The 25,535-nt window shown below is 59.7% G+C and carries 22 protein-coding genes and 1 pseudogene; 10 read left to right on the top strand and 13 right to left on the bottom strand.

Annotation, left to right across the window (positions count from 1 at the left end):
• Positions 1 to 41: 41 nt before the first annotated feature.
• Positions 42 to 1,556, bottom strand: a complete 1,515-nt coding sequence (locus tag ACK3EW_RS08325) for a potassium transporter TrkG (protein ID WP_493809203.1) — start codon at positions 1,554 to 1,556, stop codon at positions 42 to 44.
• A 4-nt stretch (positions 1,557 to 1,560) separates the two neighbouring features.
• Entirely contained in the window at positions 1,561 to 2,937 is a 1,377-nt protein-coding gene (gene trkA, locus ACK3EW_RS08320; RefSeq protein WP_493809202.1) for a Trk system potassium transporter TrkA, read from the bottom strand.
• 669 nt (positions 2,938 to 3,606) lie between these two features.
• Here trkA and ACK3EW_RS08315 point away from each other — a divergent pair.
• Positions 3,607 to 5,541, top strand: a complete 1,935-nt coding sequence (locus tag ACK3EW_RS08315; RefSeq protein ID WP_493809201.1) for a PAS domain S-box protein — start codon at positions 3,607 to 3,609, stop codon at positions 5,539 to 5,541.
• A 445-nt stretch (positions 5,542 to 5,986) separates the two neighbouring features.
• On the opposite strand, the gene ACK3EW_RS08310 is transcribed toward ACK3EW_RS08315, so the two are convergent.
• From ACK3EW_RS08310 to dusB, 6 genes are all read right to left on the bottom strand, one after another.
• Complete coding sequence (locus ACK3EW_RS08310; RefSeq protein WP_493809200.1) at positions 5,987 to 7,087, bottom strand: formylglycine-generating enzyme family protein; 1,101 nt, start codon at positions 7,085 to 7,087, stop codon at positions 5,987 to 5,989.
• Between the two features lie 42 nt (positions 7,088 to 7,129).
• Entirely contained in the window at positions 7,130 to 8,545 is a 1,416-nt protein-coding gene (gene ntrX / locus ACK3EW_RS08305) for a nitrogen assimilation response regulator NtrX (protein ID WP_493809199.1), read from the bottom strand.
• A 25-nt stretch (positions 8,546 to 8,570) separates the two neighbouring features.
• On the bottom strand, positions 8,571 to 10,823 hold the full coding sequence (locus ACK3EW_RS08300) for a sensor histidine kinase NtrY-like (RefSeq protein WP_493809709.1): 2,253 nt from the start codon (positions 10,821 to 10,823) through the stop codon (positions 8,571 to 8,573).
• Positions 10,824 to 10,967: 144 nt separating this feature from the next.
• Entirely contained in the window at positions 10,968 to 12,338 is a 1,371-nt protein-coding gene (locus tag ACK3EW_RS08295; RefSeq protein WP_493809198.1) for a response regulator, read from the bottom strand.
• A complete protein-coding gene (locus ACK3EW_RS08290; RefSeq protein ID WP_439121275.1) occupies positions 12,338 to 13,447 on the bottom strand; it encodes a two-component system sensor histidine kinase NtrB in 1,110 nt (369 codons plus the stop codon). Before ACK3EW_RS08290 ends, ACK3EW_RS08295 begins: the two co-directional genes overlap by 1 nt.
• Positions 13,444 to 14,385 (bottom strand): tRNA dihydrouridine synthase DusB, encoded by a 942-nt coding sequence (gene dusB, locus ACK3EW_RS08285; RefSeq protein ID WP_493809708.1) that lies wholly within the window; start codon positions 14,383 to 14,385, stop codon positions 13,444 to 13,446. The genes ACK3EW_RS08290 and dusB overlap by 4 nt, the downstream gene beginning before the upstream one ends.
• Positions 14,386 to 14,607: 222 nt before the next feature.
• On the opposite strand from dusB, the pseudogene ispF reads away from it, so the two are divergent.
• The 4 genes and pseudogenes from ispF to ACK3EW_RS08265 form a co-directional block, all read left to right on the top strand.
• Positions 14,608 to 15,087 (top strand): annotated as a pseudogene (gene ispF, locus ACK3EW_RS08280) (2-C-methyl-D-erythritol 2,4-cyclodiphosphate synthase); the annotation flags it as partial.
• Complete coding sequence (locus tag ACK3EW_RS08275; protein ID WP_493809197.1) at positions 15,084 to 15,572, top strand: phosphatidylglycerophosphatase A family protein; 489 nt, start codon at positions 15,084 to 15,086, stop codon at positions 15,570 to 15,572. The pseudogene ispF and the gene ACK3EW_RS08275, both read left to right, overlap by 4 nt.
• A gap of 2 nt (positions 15,573 to 15,574) precedes the next feature.
• Positions 15,575 to 16,090, top strand: coding sequence for a CinA family protein (locus ACK3EW_RS08270; RefSeq protein ID WP_493809707.1), 516 nt, complete (start codon positions 15,575 to 15,577; stop codon positions 16,088 to 16,090).
• A gap of 115 nt (positions 16,091 to 16,205) precedes the next feature.
• Positions 16,206 to 17,384 (top strand): ammonium transporter, encoded by a 1,179-nt coding sequence (locus ACK3EW_RS08265; protein WP_493809196.1) that lies wholly within the window; start codon positions 16,206 to 16,208, stop codon positions 17,382 to 17,384.
• 81 nt (positions 17,385 to 17,465) lie between these two features.
• Here the strand turns inward: ACK3EW_RS08265 and ACK3EW_RS08260 are convergent, their stop codons facing one another.
• Positions 17,466 to 17,909 carry a type II toxin-antitoxin system RatA family toxin gene (locus ACK3EW_RS08260; RefSeq protein WP_493809195.1) on the bottom strand — a complete coding sequence of 148 codons (444 nt, stop codon included), beginning with the start codon at positions 17,907 to 17,909 and terminating at the stop codon, positions 17,466 to 17,468.
• A gap of 72 nt (positions 17,910 to 17,981) precedes the next feature.
• On the opposite strand from ACK3EW_RS08260, the gene hpt reads away from it, so the two are divergent.
• Both hpt and ACK3EW_RS08250 read left to right on the top strand, forming a co-directional pair.
• Complete coding sequence (gene hpt, locus ACK3EW_RS08255) at positions 17,982 to 18,524, top strand: hypoxanthine phosphoribosyltransferase (protein WP_493809194.1); 543 nt, start codon at positions 17,982 to 17,984, stop codon at positions 18,522 to 18,524.
• The gene (locus ACK3EW_RS08250) at positions 18,521 to 18,706 is read left to right on the top strand and encodes a hypothetical protein (protein WP_493809193.1); all 186 of its coding nucleotides are present in this window, start codon (positions 18,521 to 18,523) and stop codon (positions 18,704 to 18,706) included. The genes hpt and ACK3EW_RS08250 overlap by 4 nt, the downstream gene beginning before the upstream one ends.
• On the opposite strand, the gene ACK3EW_RS08245 is transcribed toward ACK3EW_RS08250, so the two are convergent.
• Positions 18,703 to 19,599: a LysR family transcriptional regulator gene (locus tag ACK3EW_RS08245; RefSeq protein ID WP_493809192.1), complete on the bottom strand. Its 897-nt coding sequence runs from the start codon at positions 19,597 to 19,599 to the stop codon at positions 18,703 to 18,705. The genes ACK3EW_RS08250 and ACK3EW_RS08245 overlap by 4 nt on opposite strands.
• Before the next feature lie 97 nt (positions 19,600 to 19,696).
• On the opposite strand from ACK3EW_RS08245, the gene ACK3EW_RS08240 reads away from it, so the two are divergent.
• Both ACK3EW_RS08240 and ACK3EW_RS08235 read left to right on the top strand, forming a co-directional pair.
• On the top strand, positions 19,697 to 20,161 hold the full coding sequence (locus ACK3EW_RS08240; RefSeq protein ID WP_493809191.1) for a c-type cytochrome: 465 nt from the start codon (positions 19,697 to 19,699) through the stop codon (positions 20,159 to 20,161).
• Positions 20,162 to 20,170: 9 nt separating this feature from the next.
• On the top strand, positions 20,171 to 21,055 hold the full coding sequence (locus ACK3EW_RS08235) for a cytochrome c (RefSeq protein ID WP_493809190.1): 885 nt from the start codon (positions 20,171 to 20,173) through the stop codon (positions 21,053 to 21,055).
• Positions 21,056 to 21,168: 113 nt separating this feature from the next.
• On the opposite strand, the gene lipA is transcribed toward ACK3EW_RS08235, so the two are convergent.
• Complete coding sequence (gene lipA, locus ACK3EW_RS08230) at positions 21,169 to 22,119, bottom strand: lipoyl synthase (protein ID WP_085630037.1); 951 nt, start codon at positions 22,117 to 22,119, stop codon at positions 21,169 to 21,171.
• 191 nt (positions 22,120 to 22,310) lie between these two features.
• Positions 22,311 to 23,351 carry a DUF6456 domain-containing protein gene (locus ACK3EW_RS08225; protein WP_493809189.1) on the bottom strand — a complete coding sequence of 347 codons (1,041 nt, stop codon included), beginning with the start codon at positions 23,349 to 23,351 and terminating at the stop codon, positions 22,311 to 22,313.
• A gap of 243 nt (positions 23,352 to 23,594) precedes the next feature.
• Between ACK3EW_RS08225 and ACK3EW_RS08220 the strand changes: the two genes are divergently transcribed.
• Positions 23,595 to 23,906, top strand: a complete 312-nt coding sequence (locus ACK3EW_RS08220; RefSeq protein ID WP_439120429.1) for a DUF6477 family protein — start codon at positions 23,595 to 23,597, stop codon at positions 23,904 to 23,906.
• On the opposite strand, the gene ACK3EW_RS08215 is transcribed toward ACK3EW_RS08220, so the two are convergent.
• On the bottom strand, positions 23,899 to 25,443 hold the full coding sequence (locus ACK3EW_RS08215) for a trimethylamine methyltransferase family protein (RefSeq protein WP_493809188.1): 1,545 nt from the start codon (positions 25,441 to 25,443) through the stop codon (positions 23,899 to 23,901). The genes ACK3EW_RS08220 and ACK3EW_RS08215 overlap by 8 nt on opposite strands.
• Between the last annotated feature and the right edge of the window lie 92 nt (positions 25,444 to 25,535).

The following is a 25,535-nucleotide window of genomic DNA, read 5'->3' as shown; positions in this document are numbered from 1 at the left end:
AGTGGAAAAACAAGGAATTTCGGCAAGAGTGCCGCCAAGGCTCAATCGCGCCAGAGATCCGGCGTCAAAATGACCACAAGTGCCAGCATTTCAAGACGCCCCATGATCATCGCGATCGCCGCTATGACTTTGGGTCCGGGGCCAAGTTCGATCAACGTCAGCCGTCCGGCCTCGACCACCTCGATCAAAGGGCCACAGTTCGACAGGCTGGCGACTGCAAGCACCAATGACTGCTCGAAAGGGATGCCTAACGCGGCCAGCGCGACGGTGGTGGCCGCCAGCGTGATGGCGAAGATCATGAAAAACACCCAGGCGATGAACGCGCCCTCGCGCCGTGTGCGCCGTGACACGAGGCCTGCCCGCCCAACCGAGGACGGGTGCACCAACCGGTCCACCTCGCGCATGCCATTGAGGGTCAGCGCGAAGACCCGCATCAGCTTGACCCCGCCAGCCGTTGTCGCAACGCCGCCGCCGATCAGCGCAAGCCCCATCAGGATCAGCCCGGGCGTCTCCAACCCCGACCAAGCCTGCGCGTCGACCCAGTCCACGCTGGCGTGACCATGGGTCGTCAGGAATGACAGCACAGTAAAGGCCGCCCCCCAAAAGGCCCGCAAGGCCGCCACCACGTTGTTCTGGTCGCCGATATCCAACGCGGCCACGAAATGGCGCAGCACAAGCACGGTCGGAATGGTCAAGACGATGGCCAGCCCCAAACGGAACTCGGGGTCGAACAGCAACCCGGCTTTCTGTGCCGTGCTGGTGTCGCGCGAGAACGTGACCCGCGACAGGGCAAAAAGCAGGAAAACCGCCATGATGGCCTCCCCGGCGAGGCCACTGCTGGCGCCTGTTGGACCACCAACAGGTGAAATGCCCGATGTCGACATCACGCTCATCGCATGGGTCAGGGCAATGAACGGCGTGTCCCCGGCCACCAGCAGCAACACCCACAATGCCAGCGTCAGAAGTGCATAGGTCGGCACCAAGACTGCGGCGCTTCGCGCCAACCGGCTGGCCGGGTTGGACGTGTCCCGCCGCGCGGCCCCCACGACAACATCCTGCCCCGGCTCTCCCAGGGACGTCACTTCGAACCCGCCAAGGTTCAACGGTGCAAGAATGGCCGCAGCCGCCACCCACATCAGCAAACCGCCCATCCACGCCACCTGTGCCCGCCACAGATGTTCGGCCATCGACAGGCGTTGTGCCTCGAACAAAGGCAAACCCGTGGTCGACAAGCTCGACACCATGTCGAGATAGGCGTTGAGGAAATTCGTAGTCTGGATCGATTCGTAATACGGCACCGCCATTACGGCGGGAAGGATCAGGAAGCTGCCCAACAGAGCCATCAATTGACGGATCGCATTGCGGTTGTGCGGTCGGTTGGCCAGCGCAACCCCGATCAGACTGCACAGGATGAGCCCCACCAACCCGGAATAGAAGAAAGACCGCGCATCCTGATACGCCTCAGCCCAAAGCGCCACCGACGCCGGGACGATCATAGACACCGACGCCAGTCCGGTCAGCAGCAATAGCAACGGCAGGCGATAGAGCAGCGCCATCGGATCAGAAGAAGTCGATCGAGACCTGAAGCAGGCGTTCGACCTCCGGCACGTCCTTGGCCAGCGTGAAGAGCACCACCTGGTCCCCTTCCTCGATCACCATCGACCCGGTCGGGCGCTTGACCTTGCCGGCCTTCCGCACCGCACCGACCAGCACACCTTCGGGGAAGTCGATTTCGCGCAGCTTCTGCCCCGCCATGGGTGAGGTCGACAAGACCTCCGCCTCGATCACCTCGGCCTCGGCATCGCCAATGGAATAAACCGCGCGCACCCGCCCGTGTCGGAAATGGCGCAGGATCGAACTCACTGTGACCGAGCGCGGGTTGATATAGGCGTCGATCCCCAGCGGCTCCATCAACGGCTCCAAGGTCGGGTCATTGATCAGCGCAATCGCCATCCGGCAGCCTTCGGACTTGGCACGCACGGCGGCCAGCATGTTGGTCTTATCGTCATCGGTCACACACAATACCGCATCCGCGCGTTCGATATTGGCCTCGGCCAAAAGCGCCACATCCAAACCGTCGCCATTCAGAACAATCGTCCGCTCCAACGCCTCGGCCGCCCGTTCCGCGATCTTGCGGTTGCGTTCGATGACCTTGACCCGCACCCGGTCTGCCCGCTGTTCGAGAACGCGCGCGACCATCAGCCCGACATTGCCACCGCCGATGATCACAACCCGCTCTTGTTTGTGATGGGTCTTGCCGAAAATCTCGAGCGTCCGCCGCACATCCTCGTTGTGAGACATCACGTAACAGGAATCGCCCGCGAAAATCTGGTCGTTCGATTCCGGCGCAAACAACGTGCCCTCGCGGCGAATGCCCACCACGATGCTCCGCAGGGTCGAGAACAGATCCGTCAGCTGCTTGAGAGGCGTGTTCACGATCGGGCAATCGTCGTCGATGGTCAAACCCATCAGCGCCGCATCACCATCCAGAAACTTTTCCGTATCGAAGGCCGCAGGCGCGTTCAGACGCTGCAACGCCGCCTCGGCGACCTCCATCTCGGGGCTGATCACCACGTCGATGGGCATGTGATCGCGGCGATACAGGTCTGAATAGATTGCCGTCAGATAGGATTTCGACCGCAGCCGCGCGATCTTGCGCGGGATCGAGAACACCGAATGCGCCACCTGACAGGTCACCATGTTGACCTCGTCCGAATGGGTCGCCGCGATGATCATATCCGCGTCCCGCGCGCCCGCCTGATCCAGCACATCCGGATAAGACGCGAAGCCCGCGATCCCCTGCACATCCAGCGCATCCGTCGCGCGGCGCACCAGATCGGGGTTGTTGTCGACAACCGTGACGTCATTGCGCTCACCCGAAAGGTGCCGCGCGATTTGCCAGCCGACCTGTCCCGCTCCGCAGATGATAACTTTCATATCCCGCGCCCGCAGTTGGGCCCCTTGGCTGTAACGCAGTCTTCTGTGTGGCAGAGGTCCGGGGTGGGGTCAATTGGCACAGGGCCATGCCGTAGTGGTGCGTGCTCGCACGCACCACTACCGCCAACCAAGGTGCGTGAAATCACGCACCCTACCCCAAATCGCTGCCACCCCGCATAACGCCTCCCCGCCGCGCATTACCGACGCGCGCGGGGGCGATCCGACCGTCGACTCCCACGATGTATCCCGGCCACGTCCGAAGAAGTTCAAAGCGGAGCACTGGCCCCACCAAATCGCCGCCGCGTGGGGGCGCGTCATGCCAAAGGCATGCCTCCGGCATGACGATGCGCGGCGGGCTTTGCCCGCTGTTCCGCGCAGGTTAGGGGAAACGGCCCAGTCCTGCCATTGGCCGAGTGCCGCCGTGTTGCGTTGCAGCTTCTCGGAACCGGTCATTGACTCCTTCGAAATTCATCGGAACCAGCCCGCATTCGAGCGTTTTGCCCCATACAAGCGCCACCCATGGCCCAAACCGCTTGATCAGTAGGCGAAATCGGGCAACCTCGCCTCACTATGGTATGCTATTTGGGTTATCTGGGATATTTGGGTTAAAACAAGCGCAATATTTAAAAAACAAGAAATATGGATGCAAATTGACAGGAGCGCAGCGCAATGACCATCTCTACCGAGATAACGACCACACAGCTTGGTCGAATCGTCGAAGAAGCTTCAAGCGAAGTTTACTTGTTTTGCGCTGACGATTTTCGCTTCTTGATGGTCAACCGAGGCGCTCGGAAAAACCTAGGTTTTTCCATGGAATACCTCGGCCGGCTCGCGCCTTGGGACATAAAGCCTGAATTTACGAGGGAGCAATTCCTGGAACTGATCGGGCCTCTTGCTTCCGGAGAAACCGACCTGCTCGATTTCGAAACGGTCCATGAACGGAGCGATGGCACGCGATACGATGTCTCGGTCCGGCTCCAACTGATGCAGACGGAGGTCAAGTCCGTATATTATGCGGCTGTCCGGGACATAAGCGAGCTCAGGCAAACTCAGGAGGCCTTGCTGGAAAGCAACAGTCGTCTGGATGCAATACTGAGCAATACCACGATGGCCGTCTTCATAATGGATGAGCGCCATCACTGCGCGTACATGAATGCTGCAGCCGAGCAGATGACGGGTTTCACGCTGCCGGAAACGCAAGGAAAGACGTTGCACGAAGTCATTCACCACACGCATCCTGACGGCCGCCATTTCCCAATCGAAGTATGCGTGATTGATCGTGCATTTCCGGATAACGACCAGACGCAGGGCGAGGCAATGTTCGTTCACAAGGACGGTAGTTTCTACCCAGTCGGTTTCACCGCCTCGCCCCTCAAGGACAAACGAGGTACGCCGATTGGCACCATCATTGAGGCTCGCAACATCGCAACTGAACTCGAAGCTCGCAAAACGGAAGAGCGTCTACGGGAAGCACAGAAGCTGGAAACGATCGGCCACCTGACAGGCGGCGTCGCCCACGATTTTAATAACCTGCTGACGATTATCCTAGGCAATGCAGAAATGCTGTCTGAGTCAGTTACTGACCCCAAGCTCCGTCATATGGCAGAAATGACCCTGTTCGCTGCGGAACGGGGCGCTGAATTGACCAATCGCCTGCTGGCGTTTGCCAGGCGCAAACCCCTCAACCCGAAACCAACGCAGATCAATCATCTGTTAGAAGGGATGCGGGACCTCGTTCACCGTACCATGCCGGAAAACATTGAAATTGAATTTCTGCCGGATTCGGATCTTGGCGTCGTCGAGATTGATGCCGCTGAACTGGATAATGCAGTTCTGAATCTGGTGATCAATGCACGTGATGCCATGCCCGAGGGTGGCAAGCTGACTATCGAGACTATCAACACCGTGTTGGACAACGATTACGCCCGCCGCCACTCTGAAGTCGTCCCGGGCGAATATGTGATGATATGTGTCTCAGATACTGGCATGGGCATGAATCCAGAGACGGCCAGTCGTGCCTTCGAACCATTTTTTTCAACCAAGAAAATGGGTGAGGGTACTGGCCTTGGTCTGAGCATGGTGTTCGGCTTCACCAAGCAGTCGGGTGGCCATATCAAAATCTATTCCGAACTCGGCGAAGGAACTTCGGTGAAGCTGTATTTTCCCAGGATTGCGGCGGAGACACAACCGAGCGATTGGCCAGCAGACAAAGTGCCGCTGCAAGGCGGAACCGAGCATATTCTGGTTGTTGAAGATGACGAACTAGTGCTCAAACACCTTGAGGGGCAATTGCTGTCGCTGGGTTACAGGGTTGTAACCGCTAAGTCCGGGCTGGATGCGCTGAGCGTCTTGGAAAAACAAAGCGATTTTGACCTTTTGCTGACAGATGTCGTTATGCCTGGCGGCATGAATGGGCGCGAACTTGCCGATCGGACGCGGAAAACTTTCCCCTCGCTTAGAGTGCTGTTCACATCCGGCTACACTGAGAATGCTATCGTGCATCACGGTCGTCTGGATCAAGACGCAGAATTGCTAAGCAAACCCTATACTCGCCTTAAGTTGGCCGCGAAGGTGCGTGCGGTGCTAGACAAAGATATGAAGTAGTCGGTTTAAAGCGTCCCGCCTTTAACTTGAGACATATCCAGCAGCCGTGAAGTAGTTCCAGCATTCTTTGGATGAGTAGAGGTCACAGATCTCGGAAATTGCATTGAACATGTCGGTACTAGTCTTTGATTTCATTGGGATAAATGTGGGGATAATGCCACAATAAATCGCCCCGGTTTTATCAGAGGCCTATGGCTTCATTTCGCGCGACCATATCGAGCACGTCACGCAGTGCATAGAAGTTCTCTTCGGCCTCGGCTGGCGGGATATTCCCGATTGCCCCGCTCTGAATCACTGCTTCCATCCTTTCCGAATGGCGGGCTCACGATTGCAGCGAATGACTGGAATCCGCCCAAATCGCGGGCCTTCAAAACCTTACCAAACCCTTAAAAGGTCCACTACGGACCCAATGTTTCGCGCGCGAAACAATAGGGCCAGAACGGACCTATCCGCCCGGTGCCAGATCCCGCGCCACGCGGAAGCCGACATTGGCCTGGCGGCGGGTCTTGGGGATGCCCACCCGGTAGCTGGCCCGGAGGTTCTCCGGTGGATCGTCCCACGACCCGCCCCGTAGCACCCGGCTGCTGCACGTGCCACCCGTGCGTGCCGCTCCGTCCGACGTCGCCCCGCGATGTGATCCGTTCCAGCAATCCGCCGTCCATTCCCACAGGTTCCCAATCATGTGCGACAGCCCGTACGGGTTGACCGGGAACACCCCCGCCGGCACAGGCGCCTCGGTCCCGTCGTTGCAGGCGTTGTTGCGGTGCCGGAACCGGCTTTCCGCCCCTGCCCCGTTCACGCGCTGGCAGATCGCCCCCAGCCCGCCGGGCCACGGGTATTGCTGATCCAGCGTGCCTCTGGCCGCATATTCGAACTCCGCCTCCGACGGCAGCCGCCACCCGCCGCGCGGGTCTTCGTCGTTGAGCCAGTCCACATAAGCCATCGCATCATCCCAGTTGATGCAGGCCGCCGGATGATCGTCGGTCACGTCAAACCCCGGCGCGCCCCAAAAGGCCCCGTCCCGCGACCGCAGCCGCCCCTCTGGTGTCCAGACAAAGCAGGACCGCCCGATCCGCGTCCCCGTCGCCTCCTCGAAGGCGCGCATGTCGCCCACGGTGATCTCGGTCGCCGCAATTTCGAACGCCGCAATGGTCTGGTTTGTGCGCGGCCCCTCGGCCCCGCCCTGATCCGACCCCAGCACCGTGTCCCCACCGGGAACCCGCACCACGCGCGGACAGACCGTACAGGTCTCCTGCGGCGGGTTCACCAGCACCAGCGATGTGCGCAGTCGTTCCGGTTCAGGTTCCGGCGCGGGCTTCAGATCTGGCCGAAGCGCAAACAACTGCGCCTGCGCTTCGTCGCGAAACACGCCTTCGGGAAACGCTTCGAGATAGGCCTGAAACGCATCCGCCGTGTTCAGCTCCTGCGCAAATTCCCAAGCCGCCCGGTCTACCCCCGAGCGGTCGATTTCCCGCGTGCCCTGCGCCGCCGCCATCCCGGCGGTCGTCATCAGAGCCACGGCGGATGCCATAATCAGATGTCGCATCTTGGTGACCCGTTTCGTTCCGACATCCAAAAAGGTAATCCCTTAAGACGCCTCTTCCACCTCATCCTCGAGATAGGCCACCCGGCCCCCGGATTTAGAGCCGGTCACCACCCCGAGCGATTTCAGCTTGCGGTGCAACGCGCTGCGCTCCATGCCCACAAAGCTGGCGGTGCGGCTGATATTGCCGCCAAAGCGGTTGATCTGGGTGAGCAGGTATTCGCGCTCGAACGCCTCGCGCGCCTCGCGCAGCGGCATCGTGGCGAGCGTGCCCGACAGCACAACCCGGCCCTCTTCGTCCTCGGCCTGCGCGGTGTCCTGCGGCAATTCCCGCGCCGCGATGTCGCCGGTGCCGTCGCCAAGGATCAGCACACGTTCGATCAGGTTCTTGAGCTGCCGTACGTTGCCCGGCCAGATCATCGTCTGCAACAGCGCCACCGCATCCGGGCTCAAACCGCGCTTTGGCAGGCCCTGCGTCTGGTTGAAAAGGTCGATGAAATGCCCCGCCAGCATCGGAATGTCCTCGCGCCGGTCCTCAAGGCTCGGCACCGAGATCGGCACGACATTCAAACGGTGATACAGTTCCTCGCGGAAGGTGCCCGCAGCGATTTCCGCCTGCAGATCGCGGTTGGTTGACGAGATCACCCGCAGATCCACCCGCACTTTGTCTGCCCCGCCGACGCGCTGAAACTGCTGATCCACCAGCACGCGCAGGATCTTGGATTGCGTGCCAATGGGCATATCGGCCACTTCGTCGAAATAGACGACCCCACCATGCGCCTGTTCGAGCAAACCTGGCTCTACCCCGCGTTCGGGCGTTTCGCGCCCGAACAGCACCTCTTCCATGGTCTCGGGCGCAACGCCCGCACAGTTCACCGTCACGAAAGGTGCACCGGCGCGGTTCGAATTGGCATGGATGTAGCGCGCGGCGACTTCCTTGCCGCTGCCTGCCGGACCAGACAAAAGCACCCTGCCATTGGATTTCGTCACCTTGTCCAGGTTCGACAAAAGCCCGCGATATGCGCCGCATTCGCCGACCATCTGCGCCACATCGGTCTCGCGGCGCTTGAGCTTGTTGTTCTCGCGGCGCAACCGGCTGGTTTCCATCGCACGCCGGATGACCACCAGCAACTGGTCGATATTGAACGGCTTTTCGATGAAATCATACGCGCCCTGCTTGATCGCGGCGACGGCGATCTCGATGTTTCCGTGGCCCGAAATGATCACCACCGGCACGTCCGGATTGTCGCGTTTGACGGTCTTAAGGATGTCGATCCCATCCATCTTGCTGTCTTTGAGCCAGATATCGAGGATCAGAAGCGACGGTTCTTCGGTATTGATTTCGGCCATTGCCTCGGACGAGTTCCCGGCAAGTCGAGTGGTGTACCCTTCGTCTTCAAGGATATCACCGATCAATTCGCGGATGTCGCGTTCATCGTCTACAATCAGAATATCGCTCATAACCTCACCCTTGTCTTTCTGACTATCACATCTTGAAAGTGGTTTCGTCTGGGGCTGCATCAGCCTCCAGCTCATTGATATCGCTCTCTGTTTGCAAGAGAGTCAGCACCGGCAGTCGGATCACAGCCATCGCTCCGTGACGTCCGGTGTCGTCAAACGCTTCGGCCTTTTCAAGCGTCAGCGTACCGCCATGTTCTTCGATGATCTTCTTGACGATCGGCAGGCCCAGACCGGTGCCTTTTTCGCGCGTTGTCACGTAAGGCTCGAACAGTCGCGACGGGTCCTCGGGCAAGCCGATTCCGTTGTCGGAAATGCGAACCACAGCCATGTCCTCGTCCACAACACACGACACCCGCACCTGCGGTACCGCAGGCTGCTCTGGCTCGGTTTCATTATAGCTTTCAATCGCTTCTCCGGCGTTCTTGATCAGGTTCGTAAATGCCCGTCCGATCATCGTCGCGTCGATTTCGGCCGGGATACCTTGCGTCGGCAGGTCCGTCACAAAGCCGACATTGGGCTGCCCGGCCTCTTGCAACAGGATCACGCTGCGCAGGATGTCGACGATGTCATCTGGCTTGCGCTCTGGCTCGGGCATCCGGGCGAATTTCGAAAACTCATCAACAATGCGTCGCAAGTCGTTGGTTTGGCGCACAATAACTTCGGTAAGCTGCTCAAGGCGTTGCGCATCCTCTTCGCCCAACTGGCGGCGGAATTTGCGTCGGATGCGTTCCGCGGACAGCTGGATCGGGGTCAGCGGGTTCTTGATCTCATGTGCAATGCGGCGGGCCACATCACCCCAAGCCGCCATCCGTTGCGCGCTGACCAGATCGGTCACGTCGTCAAAAGCAACCACATACCCTTCAAGCCCGCCATCCTCGCGCCGACGTGTGGACAAGCGGACCAGCAGGTTTTCCAATCGGCTTTCGCGGCTGACCTTGATTTCCTCTTGTGCGGTTTCGATACCTTGTTCGCGCAGCCGTTCGAACAAAGGACCGAATTCCGGAACAGCCATTGTGATTTCCACGCTGCGCTGGTTCTCTTGCCACGCCAGAAGGCGTTCGGCTGACCTGTTCACAAAGGTCACACGCCCATCGGCGTCCAGCCCGACCACACCCGAGGTGACCGATGTCAGCACAGAATCGAACAGGCGCTGGCGCCGTTCGATCTGGCGGGTGTTGTCGAGCAGGGTTTCGCGCTGGCCTTTGAGTTGCCGCGTCATCTGGTTGAAGTACCGGCCCAACATGGCGATTTCGTCATCGCCGTCCTCTTCCTGCACTTTTACATCAAGGTCACCCGCCCCAACCCGTTGCGCAGCACCTGTCAGACGTCCCACGGGGCGGCTGAGCCGTTCGGCGAACCACAGGCCAAGCCAGACAGCGGCGAGGATCAGCAAAAAGGCGAATCCCAGATACAGAAGCGCGAAATCAAACAACACGCGGCCCCGGTCATTTTCCTGTTGCTGGTAAAACCGTGCGGTTTCCTGCGTGTCGTCCAGAAGGTTGAGGATCTGCCCGTCCACCTCGCGCGTGATGTAAAGATAGCGGTCGGTGAAGGCGCGCAGCGGGATCAGGGCGCGCAGTTCGTTGTTGTCCCAATCCTGCACGAGGGCAAAGCCGATTTCATTTGCCTCTGCAATCACATCGGCAGCGGGGCGTTCAAAATCAAAAAGGTACGACCCTTCGCCACGCGCCCGAATTTCGCTTGTTCCGTCGATGACATAGGCCTCGCGCAAACCGCGTTGGATTTGCGCCTGCCCTTGGCTGAGCGCTTGGCGCAATTCGCCATCATCCATGATGAAGGTTGCCCGGCGGTTGGCATCAAGAAAAGCCGCCAGCGCCTCGGCGTCTTGGGTCAGGCCGTCGCGGTGTTCCTGTTCATACGCCTCGGCGGCCGACAGCGACGCGCCGACCACGTTGCGCACCCTTTCCGAGAACCAAGTCTCAAGCCCGATATTGATCGTGAGCACCGCAAAGACAGCGACGGTGATCGTCGGCAGCAGCGCCATCAGCGCGAAGGCACCCGTGAGCCGGAGGTGCAGCCGCGATCCTGCCGATTTGGCGCGGCGGGCGGCGATCAGGTTGCCCACACGGCTGAGCACAAGCGCCGCCAGCAACAATACGTAGATCAGGTCAGCGAGCAAAACCAAACGCAGGTTGAATTGCGCGCCTGCCCCGGTGTCGAGCGGCCCCAGAACGAGAATCGTAGCGACGGCCAGAACAGGACCAAGCAGCACCAGACCAAGGGTCATGGCATTCTGATAGCGCCGTTGACGGCGCATCCGGCTGAGCCGGGTCCAATTCCAAGAGCGTGCCCAGGTGGCCACAGCCAACCCCCGCCTAGATGTGCCGCGCAGCCCGGCTACCGCCATATGTTGTGTTTCCGACCAACTGCGTCACCGCCAGAACACTATTATGTGGCAGTTTTACATCAATTTGCGGCGACGTGTCACCTGAATATCGAGGTCGGTGATCTTCTTTCTGAGCGTATTGCGGTTGATTCCGAGTAAATCCGCACACTTGGCCTGATTTCCACCTGTTGCCTCTAGGGCGATTTCGATCAGCGGCGCCTCGATCTCGCGCAGGATTCGCGGGTAAAGGCCGGGTGGAGGCAGCATCGTGCCGTGCAGATCGAAATAGCGGCGCAGGTGGCGGGCGACCGAGGTGCTGAGTTTCTCGCTGTCGCCGCCCCGCAGGACCGGGCCAGTTTCGGGCTGGTTGCCGAGAACGTTTTCCACTTCGGCGCGGGTGATCTCGTCGGCGCGGGACGTCAGGCTGAGGCGGCGCACCACGTTTTCAAGCTGCCGCACATTGCCCGGCCAGCTATAGGCCCGGAACAGATCCGCGGCATCGTCGGACAGCCACCGCTTGGCACCGCCATCGCGTTCGGCACGGGCGAGAAAATGTTCGCTGAGAAGTGCGATATCGTCCACCCGCTCCCGTAGGGAGGGCACGGAAATGGTGGCACCGCTGATGCGGTAATAGAGGTCCTCGCGCACGCCGCTGTCCGAGATGCCCTGTCCGGGGTCGGTCTGGCTGGTGGCGATGAAGCGCGGCACGTTATCGCCGGGGCCGTCCATCATGCGGACGATGCGGGCCTGCACCTCGTCCGGCACATCGGCCAGTTCGTCGATCAAAAGCGTGCCGCCGCGCACGCGGGCCAGAATACGGGCCGGGCCTTCGATGTCGGACAGATCGCTGCCGTTGACAGTGACGAAGGGCAACGATCGGCGATCGGAAAAGTCGTGCAGCGCGCGGGCGATCAGGGATTTCCCGGTGCCGGATTCGCCGCAGATGAGAACCGGCAGATCGGTGTTCATCACCTTGGCGACCAGACGGTACAGCGCTTGCATCGCCGGTGTCTTGCCGATCAGCGGCAGGTCGTCAGGCGCATCGTCGATCACCCGGTCGGGCGCTGGACGTGCCACGCGGCTGCGGGAATCGAGCGCCTTGGCTGTGCGCTTCATCAGATCCGGCAGATCGAACGGTTTGGGCAGGTAGTCATAGGCCTCGGCCTCGGCGGCCTGAATGGCGGTCATGATCGTGTTCTGCGCCGAAATCACGATCACAGGAAGATCAGGGCGGTCCTGGCTGATCTTGGGTAGCATCTCGAGCCCGTTGCCATCCGGCATGATCACGTCCGAGATCACCACGTCGCCTTTGCCTTCGGCCACCCAGCGCATCAGCGTGGTCAGCGACGAGGTTGCGTGCACCTTACACCCGGCTCGTGTCAGCGCCTGTGTCAGAACCGTGCGGATCGTGCGATCATCATCCGCGACAAGTACCGTACCATCCATCAGTTAGACTCCTTTTGTTTTCGCGGTGCCTGCGGCAGCGAAATGCGAAAGCGGGTTTTTCCGGGAACACTATCGACAGCGACCCATCCATCGTGATCCGAGATGATCTTGCTCACCAGTGCGAGGCCAAGGCCGGTGCCGTTCTCACGCCCTGACACGAAGGGGTCGAACACGTCGCCCCTGATCTCGGGCGGCAAACCGGGGCCATCGTCAATGACCTCGACCTGCAAGGGCAGCGATTGGCCGGTGCCATCGGCGCGGCGCAGGCTGTAGCTGTGTTCATAATAAGTGTGCAGACGGATCGTGCCGCCCGTCTTGGGATCCGACGCCTCGGACGCGTTCTTGATGAGGTTCAGGACCACCTGAAGCAATTGGTCCGCGTCCCCCAAAGCCAGCGGCAGCGAGGGGTCGTAATCCTCGATGATCTTCATATGCGCGCCAAAGCCCAGCAACGCAGAGCGACGGGCGCGATCGAGCACATCGTGCAGGTTCACCGGCTTGCGTTCTGGTGCCGAGAGGTTGCCAAATTGCTCGACCTGTTCCAGCAGCTTCACGATGCGGCGGGTTTCGGCCACGATCAGGTCAGTCAGTTCAAGATCGCCATTGCTGAGGTTCATGCTCAGAAGCTGCGCAGCGCCAGTGATACCAGCCAGCGGGTTCTTGATTTCATGGGCCAGCATTTCCGCCATGCCGATGGCGGACTTGGCCGCGGATTTGACGGACTGGCTTTGGTTTACGCGACCCGCCAATTCGCGCGGGCTGATCAGCAGGATCATGCAGCCTTCCATGCCCTGAACCGGCGCAAATTGCAGGTTGCAGACCAGCGGCGGACGGTTGCCCGTGCCGACATCCACATCATTGACGAACAACGGCGTGCCGTTCGCGCGGGCGCGGACAAGGCTGTTCTCCATCGGCGCATCGACGGTCAAACGGTCCCAGATCGGTTGGCCGCGCAGCCATTTGGCCGAATTGTTCATGAACCCTTCAGCTGCGGGATTCATGTCAAAGATGTTCTCATCGCCGTCGATGATGATGGCGGGTACAGGCAGCGACGACCAGATCAGCCGTTCATCGACCACAGCCTCTTCACCGGTTTCGTGATCGGTCATGCGGCTTGCCTCACATCGGTCAAAAGCGCGTTGGGCAACGCTGACAGAACATCCTGCGAATTTTGGGCTGTCAGGATCGACTTGCGCAGGGCGGGCACGGTTCCGGCCTCGTCCATGTACCACCCCAGATGTTTACGCGCGACGCGGTTCCCAAGGTCCGAGCCATAGAAGTCGAGCATCGCCTCGTAATGTGCCGAGATCATATCCACCAGCTTGTGGCCCTTGGGGATGTCGGGCTTCGGCGTGCCGTAGATATCGGCCGCGATCTGTGCCAGCACCCAAGGCCGCCCTTGTGCGCCGCGCCCGACCATCACCCCGTCGGCACCGCTTTGCGCAAGCGCTGTTCGGGCAGTAGCTGTGTCCACGATATCGCCATTGGCAATGACCGGGATCGACACAGCGTCCTTGATCTGGCGAATGGCACTCCAGTCGGCGCGGCCTTTGTAGAATTGGCAGCGGGTGCGCCCGTGAATGACGATCATCGCGATGCCGAGGGATTCGGCGCGCTGCGCCAGTTCAGCTGCGTTGTGCGACGCGTCATCCCATCCCAACCGGGTCTTGAGTGTGACAGGAACATTCACAGCACCCACCACAGCGTCGATCAGGCGACAGGCGTGGTCGAGATCGCGCAGCAGCGCTGATCCGGAATACCCGCCCACGACCTTTTTCGCCGGGCACCCCATATTGATGTCGATGACCTGCGCGCCCATGCCTTCGACCATACGCGCCGCCTCGGCCATCGCCTCGGGGGTGCGGCCTGCCAGTTGAACAGAGGTATTGGCGATCCCTGCCCCCAGTTCCGCCTTTTCGCGCGATCCGGGGCGCGCGGTCAGGAATTCGCCGCTGGCGATCATTTCAGACACCACACGGCCCGCACCAAAGCCCGACACCAAAGTGCGAAACGGCAGATCGGTGATACCGGCGAGTGGGGCCAGCATCACGGGGGGAGAAATCAGGTCTAGTGGAACAGACGGAGTCACCGTTGCAATCCTTGATTGATGAGATTGAGCTACGCTGTGGTCGCATCCCATTCAATGATAATAGCCTGAAAAACAGACCGACAAAACGCATATGCCTAATTATTGTGCAAACGGCCGGGGGAGATTGCACAGTCACCGGACTAACCTTAGACAAGCCATAGCAATTCAAGGGATGTGCAGATGAAAGTTCGGCTTGGCAATGGCTATGACGTTCACAAGTTCGGGCCGGGGGATCATGTTGTCCTGTGCGGCGTGAAAGTGCCGCATGATCAGACGCTTATTGGTCATTCTGATGCGGATGTCGGGATGCATGCGATCACCGATGCGATCTACGGCGCTTTGGCGGCGGGTGATATCGGGCGGCACTTCCCCCCTTCGGACCCTCAGTGGAAGGGTGCGGCCAGCGAAATTTTCCTGAAACACGCAGTTCAGTTGGCGCGGGACGCGGGATTCGTCATCAGCAACGTGGATTGCACACTGGTTTGCGAGTTTCCCAAGATCGGGCCCCATGCCGACGCGATGCGCGCCACTTTGGCCGACATCATGGACCTACCGGTCGAGGATATCTCGGTCAAGGCGACCACATCCGAGAAACTGGGGTTCACGGGCCGCGGTGAGGGGATCGCGGCCATCGCAACGGCTGCATTGGTGGCATCATGAATAGACTTATCGCGACATTCTTCGGCGTCGGCTTCCTTAAGCCCGCGCCCGGCACATGGGGGTCATTGGCCGCCCTGCCCGTAGCTTATGCGGTGCTCTCGATTGGCGGGTTCTGGTTGCTGGTGAACCTAACCTTTTTCGTCTTCATGTCCGGTTGGATCGCAACGCGCGAGATCACCAAAGAGCAAGAGGATCATGACCCGTCTTACATTGTCGTGGACGAAGTTGTGGGCCAGTGGATTGCCCTGTTTCCAGTAGCTTATGGGGCGTCGCGCATGTCGGCGGATCTCCTGGCGCTGTACCCCGGCTGGATCGCGGCCTTCGTACTGTTCCGGCTCTTCGACATCTGGAAGCCGTGGCTGGTGGGCCGCGCCGATGCACGGGGCGATGCGTTGGGCGTGATGCTGGATGATGTGATTGCAGGTGTGTTTGCAGCCATTGGCGTTGCGGCGTTGGCAGCGCTGTTTCATCTGGTGCTAATGTGACGCTGCCTTTGGCGGACGAGCTGTTGCGCCTTGCCGTTGCGGCGGGCGCAACCGTGACGACCGCCGAAAGCTGTACTGGTGGCATGGTGGCCGCCGCGATCACCGATGTCGCCGGATCGTCTTCTGTGTTCGAGCGGGGGTTCGTAACCTACTCCAACCAAGCCAAAGTAGAGATGCTGGGCGTGTCACCTGCCACTCTGGAGGCACATGGCGCGGTGTCCGAGGAGGTTGCAAGGGAGATGGCGCTTGGAGCGCTTGCCGCGGCACAAGCCGACGTGGCGGTGTCGATCAGCGGGATCGCCGGGCCGGGAGGGTCAGAGTTCAAGCCCGAAGGCCGCGTGTGTTTCGGGCTGGCGACCGCTCAGGACGTTCAAACCACGACCATTGAGTTCGGAGCACTTGGTCGGGCCAATGTCCGGGTGGCGGCACGGGATGAGGCGCTGACCCTCTTAGTGGCGGCACTAAGCAAATTGCGATGCTTTGTTGCGCATCCAGCCATCATTTCGCACAATAATTAAACAAAACCATGTCTGCTAAATTTTAAGGCATGCAAATTCCTGTTTTGCCTCTTTTTTCCGCGAACCTGATCCGCTTTGACCGCGCCAAACATAGTCAAATCAAAGGATGGGACAGATGAACGGAGCCGATACGGCCTGGATTATCGTGGCAACAGCGCTTGTGTTGTTCATGACACTACCGGGGCTTGCCCTGTTTTACGGCGGGCTTGTGCGCGCGCGAAATGTGCTGAGCGTGTTCATGCATTGCTATGCAATTGCCTGTTTGATGAGCGTTCTGTGGTTGGCCTTCGGCTATTCCATCGCGTTTGGCGAGGGCAACGCCTATTGGGGCGGTCTGGACAAGATGTTCCTGTTGGGCGTCGGAACCGATGATCTGGCGGGCACATTGCCCGAGGTTCTGTTCTTTGCGTTCCAGATGACTTTCGCCATCATCACGCCTGCCCTGATCGTTGGTGCCTATGTCGAACGTGTGGGCTTTGGCTTTGTCCTGCTCTTCTCAGGTCTGTGGATGCTACTCTGCTATGCGCCGGTGGTGCATTGGGTCTGGGGCGGTGGATTCCTGTCAGATGGCGGCATCTTTGGCGAAACCGGCGTGCGTGACTTTGCGGGTGGCATCGTTGTGCACGAAACCGCCGGGATCGCGGCGCTGATCATCGCGGTATTCCTTGGACCGCGCAAGAACCACACAACACCGCCGCACAACCCCGGCTTCGTGATGATCGGGGCTGCAATGCTTTGGGTCGGCTGGTTCGGCTTTAATGGCGGATCGCAATTGGCCGCAGATGGAGGCGCCGCCATGGCGCTGACCGTCACGCATATCTCGGCCGCAACCGCGTCGCTGACATGGGCGCTGTGGGAAAAGGTCAAGTTCGGCAAGGCATCGCTGGTTGGCATGGTCACCGGCACGATTGCGGGGCTTGCGTCGATCACACCGGCTTCGGGCTTTGTCGGCCCGATTGAGGCGCTGATCATCGGGGCCATTGCAGGTGTGCTGTGTCAGGAAGCCGTGAACGTGATCCGCAACATGCTCAAGATCGACGACACGCTGGATGTGTTCGCAGTCCACGGCGTAGGCGGCATCTTCGGCACGATCATGATCGCCGTCTTTGGTGCGGGCAGCTTTGCAGCACAGTTGGGGTCTCTGGCGATTGTCGGCGTCTTCACCGTGGTGGTGACGGTGGTTCTCGTGCTTGTGGTCAAGGCCATCACGCCGCTACGGGTGGATGCAGAGACCGAGAATTCGGGCCTCGACATCATTGTGCATGGCGAACGGGCGTACGACCACGCGTCATAAATCGGATAGTGCGTTTACGAGTACCCGGGCGGGCCCAACGGTCCGCCCATTTTTATATTGGCGCCACGGCTGGCGAACGGGTCAGCTGTACAATTCTGCCGCACGGCGTTCAAAGGCGCGGACGATCCGCTGCATGGCTTCGTAAAAGAACATGCCCGCCGCCCCTTGCAGGATGCGGTTCTTAAATTCGAAATCGACAAAAAAAGTCACTTCGACCCCGTCGTCCACATCCTTGAACGCCCAGTTCGAATGCATGTGCCGGAACGGGCCATCCAGATATTCGGTGTCGATCTTCTGTTGTTCGGGCCAGAGAACCACACGGCTGCCAAAGCGTTCGCGAAACACTTTGAAGCTGATCACCAGATCCGCCAGCATTTCCATATGATCGCCCCGGTCTTCGCGCGATCGGATCCGCGCCGCCGCAGTCCATGGCAGGAATTTGGGGTAATTCGCCACGTCCGCGACCAGATCATACATCTGTTGCGCCGTGTACGGCAGGGTGCGGGTTTCGGAATGTGTGGGCATCTGCTCTTTTGTTTTGACCGTGACAGTGGCGGGGGATGTCGTATTGTGCGCGCGAAAAATCAAGGGAAACCTATGTCAGAGCGTCCTTATGTCATCGACGAAATGATCTCGGCCAAGGCAATTGCCGCCCGGATCGAGGAATTGTCGAACGCGATCAAAGAAGAATTCCGCGATACCAACAAGTTGGTTGTGGTGGGCCTGCTGCGCGGCAGTTTCGTATTCATCGCCGATCTGGTGCGCGAACTGGATCTGCCGGTCGAGGTCGATTTCCTTGAGGCGTCGTCCTACGGCGATGCGATGGAATCGAGCCGAGAGGTGCGGATTCTGAAAGACCTGCGCGGCCAGATCGAAGGCAGGGACGTGCTGGTGGTCGAAGACATCGTCGACACCGGACACACGCTCAAACACGTCGTGGGCCTGCTCGAATCGCGCAATCCGGGGCGGCTTCGGACGATTGCCCTGCTCGACAAGCCGTCTCGGCGCGAAACGGATGTGGCGGCGGATTGGATCGGGTTTTCGATCCCGGACGAATTTGTGGTCGGCTATGGCATCGACTACGCACAGCGCAACCGCAACCTACCCTATATCGGCAAGGTCCGGTTTCCCGAGGCGTGAACTGGTTCTGGCTTCTGCGTATGGCGCAATGGGCGCGCAACCCGCCCAGCCCGGCGCGGGTAAAACTGGTTTTGGCCGTCATCGCCCTGTGCCTGGCGATCGTTGCCATCGAGCGTTGGGTGGGTTGGCCAGACTGGATGTCCCTTAAACCCGAACAGGTGCCCAATCTAGTGCTTCGCTAAGATCGAGCCAATGATTTGACGGGACTGCTTTGTTCGCCGGCAATCGCCGCAAGATGCGGTTGCAGCAGTTTCTCCAAGGACTCCATGAGGCGTTGGATGCGGTCGCTGCCTGCAAGATCGCGGTGGCACGCGACCCAGACCGGGACAACAAAACCCGGAACATCGCAGGCAATCCGCTCCAGCTCGGGCGCCGCATCACCAAGAAGACATGGCAGTATGCTTTGCGCGTTACTTTTGCTCAGCATCTGGGTCAGCAGACAAAAACTGTCTGCGCTGGCAATGACGTCGGAAGGGTCGATCTCGGTTGCCATCCATTGCGCGGGGCCTGACCGTTCCAACGCGCCGGTCATGCCAAGCCATCCCTGCGCTTCACGTCGTTTGGCCCGCGCATATACCGCAAAGCGCATATCGGCGACTTTACGACCAACGAGGTCGTCGGACAAAACCATCGCCGGGCGCAGAGCGACATCGGCGTGTAGCCGCGCCATATCGACATGCGGGTTCGATGACAGGTAGGTCAATCGGTCAGGCGCCACGCGCCGCGCCAAAGCGGGATAGATCCAAGCCAGCACCGTCTGACAGAACGAGTCCGTCGAGGTGATGCGCAAATTTTTGCCCACAACATTCTGGCGGCCCTGCATCAGCGCCTCGGCGGATTTGACATGTTGGGCGGCAAGGCGGGCGGCTTCGATCACGGGCGCCCGGTTGGGACGCAGCCGATAGCCGCTGCGGTCGCGCTCGAACACCGGTCCGCCGCAGGATTCTTCGAAGGACGCGATGCGGCGCAGAACCGTGGCATGGTTGACGCCCAACACCTTTGCAGCCGCATTCACCGAACCGGTGTCGGCCACGGTCAATACAAACCGCAAGTCGTCCCAATTCAGCTTGTGCATAGATGCGGACCCTTTTTGCATTTTCTAACAATTAATTTGTGCAAAGGGCGAGGCATACTAGGTCACAGATCATACAATTTTCAGGGAGTATGAATTGATGAAGAAAAATCTCGCTTTTGCAATCGCCTTCACGGCACTGGGTTGCGGCACCGCAGCCATGGCACAGGACGACTTTTCAGCCGAGCTGAAAGCGCGTCAGGGCCAGTTCCGCATTATGGCGATCAACCTTGGTATCCTTGGCGGGATGGCGCAGGGCAAAATGGACTATAACGCTGACGCAGCACAAGCCGCAGCAGACACGCTGGTCGCAGTGTCAATGATCCAACAAGGGCCGATGTGGCCAGCCGGGTCGGACAACATGGCACTGGACAGCACACGGGCCCAACCGAACATTTGGGACGCAAACGACGATTTCCTTTCCAAGTGGAGCGATTTTGGCACAGCCGCTCAGGCCATTCAGGCCGCCGCAGCGGGTGGTGTCGAAGGTGTTGGACCTGTGATGGGCCAAGTTGGGGGCACTTGCAAAGCCTGTCACGACACATATCGCGCTCCGGCGAACTGATCTGCAGAGATGCAGCGTGGATTAATACCAGGTGTCTTGATTCTGGCTGTTGCTGCGGCAGCAGTTGGGGTGTTCGTAACGCGTGCCACGCCCATCGACAGCAGCCCTTTGGCCGGCCGCGACAGCGATCCGGCCAAAGGTGAGACTGTTTTCAACGCTTCAGGCTGTGCATCCTGCCATGCGGCACCCGATGCCGAAGGCGATGCAAAGCTCATCCTCGCTGGAGGACAGCGATTCCCGTCCGATTTCGGCACCTTTATCGCCCCAAACATTTCCCCCGATCCCGATGCTGGTATTGGCGCATGGACTTTGGGAGACTTTGCCAGCGCGGTGAAGAAAGGTGTCTCGCCCGACGGGCAGCATTATTACCCGGCCTTTCCCTATGGTGCGTACCTGCATATGGACGATCAGGACGTGGTCGATCTTTGGGCGTATTGGCAAACCCTGCCCCGCGACGCCACACCAAGTCAGCCGCACGAGATTGGCTTTCCGTTTAACATCCGGCGGTCAGTCGGCGTGTGGAAACTCTTGTATCTCAAAGACGACTGGGCGGTACAGATCGCGGACACTCCCGAGCTGGAGCGGGGCCAATATCTGGTTGAAGCGTTGGCACATTGCGGCGAATGCCACACTCCACGTGACGCTTTGGGCGGTATGAACCGGGCGAACTGGCTGGGTGGTGCGCCCAACCCCACTGGTCGCGGTATGATCCCGTCGCTGCGGCCTGCTGATCTGACATGGGGTCCAACCGAGATCGTCTACTATCTCGAAACCGGCTTTACGCCTGATTTCGACAGCGCTGGTGGGCATATGGTGGCTGTGATCGAGAATTTCGCCAAACTTCCCGCCAGTGATCGGGAAGCGGTCGCGGCCTATCTCAAGGCGCTGCCGTAAGCCAAATCTGCAAAAACTAGTTGGATACTCTTTAAGAGTATCCGTGCCGAGCGTTCCATCTGGCGCACCAAAGCCTTGAAAGGCTTTGGCAAAAAGCTTCGAAGCTTTTTCGCTCAGACCTTGGCCAGCTTCGCCTCGCGGTTGGCGCGCAAGCGGGCAAAATCATCTCCCGCGTGATACGAAGATCGGGTCAGCGGCGTTGCCGACACCATGAGGAAGCCCTTGCCGTAAGCCGCCTTTTCGTAGCCTGCGAATTCCTCGGGGGTCACGAAACGATCAACGCCGTGGTGTTTCGGGGTCGGTTGCAGGTACTGGCCTATGGTCAGGAAATCCACATCCGCAGCCCGCATGTCATCCATGACCTGCATGACCGACTGACGGTCTTCGCCAAGCCCAACCATGATGCCCGACTTGGTAAAGATCGACGGGTCGATCTCTTTCACGCGCTGCAACAGACGCAGGCTGTGGAAATATCGCGCGCCGGGACGCACTTCGGGGTAAAGGCCGGGCACTGTTTCAAGGTTGTGGTTGAACACGTCCGGATGGGCTGCCACCACGGTTTCCAACGCATCGGGCCCACATTTGAGGAAATCCGGCGTCAGAATCTCAATCGTCGTGTTGGGCGCGCGATGTCGGATGGCGCGAATGGTTTGGGCAAAGTGTTCTGCCCCGCCATCATCAAGATCGTCGCGATCTACCGACGTGATCACGACGTGGTTCAGACCCAACTTTTGCACCGCATCGGCAACACGGCCCGGTTCGAACGCATCCAGTGTGTCAGGACGCCCGGTGGCGATGTTGCAGAAAGTGCAGCCACGGGTGCAGATGTCACCCATGATCATCATGGTGGCGTGGCCCTGGCTCCAGCATTCGCCGGCGTTGGGGCAGCCCGCCTCTTCGCAGACAGTCACCAGTTTATGCTCGCGCATAATGCGGCGGGTTTCGTTATAGCCTTCGCCGCCCGGTGCTTTCACGCGGATCCAGCTTGGCTTCTTCGGCTGGGCGTTGTCCGGTCGATGCGCCTTTTCAGGATGGCGCTGTTCTGGGATCTTGAGGTCGCGCAACGGTTTTTCCCCGCTTATTCAAGTGCTGCTTCCTCTAACATAGAAGATGGCAGGAGGTAGTACCAGTGTTGCATAGCTGCGTTGCAGCTTCAAATTCCCAACGGTAACGAGTTCCTCCTGCCACCACTTAAACGGCCCAGAGTCGGCCCGTTTTAGCCCCGTGCGTCAGCCTGACCCAACGTCAAGGTGCATCATCCGATCAGGACAGGACCTGCAGCGCGGGTTCTGGCGTAGAACAGGTTGAGGCGTTGCAATCCGATCCGAAGCACCACCTTGCCCGACCGCGCCGACCAGCCCAGCCGTTTTTCCGTGGCTTCCAAGCCTTCGCGCAAGCAGCAGCACCGCAGGACAACTTCGCTTAGCCCCGGCCCAAGATCCCGAACCGCGTCAAGGGTGCGGGCACTGGCCTCGCGCCGCAGACGATCGGTCATGGCATTTGTGCGGTCATACAGCGGCTGCAACGCGTCTGGCCTCTCCCAGCCCAACATTTCGGACATCGCAAAGCCCGCGATGGCAAAATCCTCGTGCAGACGGTCACCCGCCGCGACGAAGTCAGGCGACAGGAACGGTTTGCCATCCGGCCCGCGACGGCGCGCCAAAACCGTAAGCGGACTGTCAGCACCTGGTCCCCCGGGCTGAGACCGATCCCTAGGGTGACAGCTTGAACCTGTCTTGGCGAAAAGCTGAACCATGTGATCGCTGGCGTCTGCCGCCCGAGCATCCCGGCCTGCAACCAGTTTCGGAAGGTGACTGCGGCCTTCATCGGTGATCCGATAGCGTTTCAGATCGGAACCGCCAATCAGCGCGATCCAGTTGCGCAGGATCAGGGCCGCCGCCACATCAAGCAAGACCGTTCCAAGCACCAGCGTCTCGCTGTCGCCAACCGTTCTGACAATGGCCGCCCGTTCTACGCCTGCGCGGTACAGCATCAATGCTCCCGGCTGACACAAGAGACGCATCGCTTCCGTGACTGCATCAAGGTCTTCCCGCGAGGGCGCGTCGTCGCATGGCTCTACGCCATGCGCGGCGAGCACGCGGTCGACAAGCGGATCGTCCCTCAGCGTTTCGAGTTTGCGCACCTGCCTGAGAACGGTCGAGGCATGGCATCCCGCTTCGCGCGCGATCTCGCGCAGCGGACGTCCTTCGGCGGTATGGGCAAGGTAGCGATGCGCTTCTTCAGGAAAAAGCGCGCTTAATCCAGATCGGTTTTTGACGTGGTGCAGGTCAGTCATTGAAATCCCCCATTCGACTCTGACGTGAAGAAATCCACAGATTTATCCACAAACAGCAATCAACCTATGAGTGTATTTATTTCTGATTTGTTAACTTTTGGCGGTTTTGAACCTTTTGTTTCCAAATAGTAAACAAATGGAAAGCACACCGTTCGCCAGAACCCCCGCAACGCAACACTGCTTTAGGTTGTGCAACGGTTCGGTCATTCTTGGCACTGCGCCACGCTTTAAAAGGAGCCGACCATGCAAGACCTGATGACCCAAATCGCCACTTTGCGCCGCCCGCGCCTCTTGATCCGCGCAGCCAGGATCGGCACGCAAACCTATCGCCGGGACGCACGGTTGCCACGGCTGTTGGGCTATGGCGTTGCTCTCCGCGTTGGGCCCACGGTCATCCGTCTGATGACCCTCGAAGCCGAAATGAACGAAAAACGCGAAAACGGCGATGCTGGGTACAGCATCGCCGCGCATGTCGATCTTTTGACCGCGATCATGGGAGAGTATCAGTTGCTGCGCACTCAGACGCAGATCACCGAGGCCCCCGCACCTACATGAATGCGTCGGGCATGGAGGCTTTTTTGCGCGCCACGTAATCGGTCAGGGCTTCATGGATGCCCTGATCAAGAGGCGGTTGTTGATAGGTGTCGATCAATCGCTGGACCCGCTCAGTGGCAAGCGTCATTGTGTCCCGCGCACCCTCTTCGGACCATGTCTCGTATGGCTTGAAATCGAACAGATCGGACCGCCAGAACGCACTCTTGAAATGCGCCTGGGTGTGGGCGCATCCCAGGTAGTGCCCGCCCGGCCCCACTTCGGCAATCGCGCCCATCGCCTGCGCGTCTTCGTCAAAGGAAATGCCCTTCGCCATCTTGTGCAAAGCGCCAAGCTGATCGGCGTCCATGACGAATTTTTCGAACGAAGCGACCAGACCACCTTCGAGCCACCCACAGGCATGCAGCATGAAGTTCACACCCGACAGCAAACCCATGTTAAGGCTGTTGGCCGTCTCGTATGCCGCCTGCGCGTCAGGCAGTTTCGATCCGGTAAAGCTGCCAGCCGAACGGAACGGCAGGCCCATGCGGCGGGCCAACTGCCCTGCCCCATAGGTGATCTGGCTGGCTTCGGGTGTCCCGAATGTCGGCGCGCCCGAGTTCATGTCGATCGAGGTCACGAAGGCGCCAAAGATCACTGGGGCGCCGGGGCGCACCAATTGGCTATAGGCGATACCCGCCATAACTTCTGCAAGAACCTGCGTCAGCGTTCCGGCCACCGACACCGGCGCCATGGCACCACCGACGATAAAGGGGCTGACGATGCAGGCCTGATTGTTGCGCGCATAGACTTCCAAAGCGCCCATCATCACGTCGTCAAACGTCATGGGCGAGTTGATGTTGATGAGCGAGGTCATCACCGTATTGTCCTGCACAAAATCCTTGCCGAACAGGATCTCGCACATGTCCACGCTATCCTGTGCCCGGCTGGGTTCCGTCACAGACCCCATGAAGGGTTTGTCCGAAAGGGTCATATGCGCCATCAGCATGTCGAGGTGGCGCTTGTTCACAGGAATATCTGTCGGCTCACAGACCGTGCCGCCCGAATGATGCAGCCATTTGGACATGTAGCCCAGCTTCACGAATTTTTCGAAATCGGCCATCGTCGCATAGCGGCGACCGCCCATGGCGTCATGCACAAACGGAGGGCCATAGACCGGGGCAAGAACCAGATTGCGTCCGCCGATTTCAACCGCACGATCCGGGTTGCGGGCGTGCTGAGTAAAGGTCGACGGGGCCGTGCTGCACAGTTTGCGCGCCAAACCACGTGGGATACGCACGCGTTCGCCAGTGACCTCGGCCCCGGCTTCGCGCCAACGATCCAACGCGGCGGGGTTGTTCACAAAGTTCACACCGATCTCGGCCAGCACGGTTTCCGCGTTGGTCTCGATGATTTCGATGGCCTCTTCATTCAGGATCTCGAAATTCGGGATGTTGCGCTGGATGTATTTCGCCGTTTCGACAGAAACCGCCGTGCGCTCTGCCCGCCGTGCCGCACCGCCGCCACCGCGTGACCGTCTGCGTGTTTCTGCCTCTGCCATGATTCCACTCCGTACGGATTCTGTTGGGTCCGGCCCAGCGACCGGTGGACATTCCATAATATGAGACAGTGGGTCGACAGTGACGGATTACG

This window comes from Marivita sp. NO-S04 (assembly GCF_059070475.1).
The sequence above is the reverse complement of the archived record's forward strand: the minus strand, read 5'-3'. Positions and strand labels throughout refer to the sequence as shown.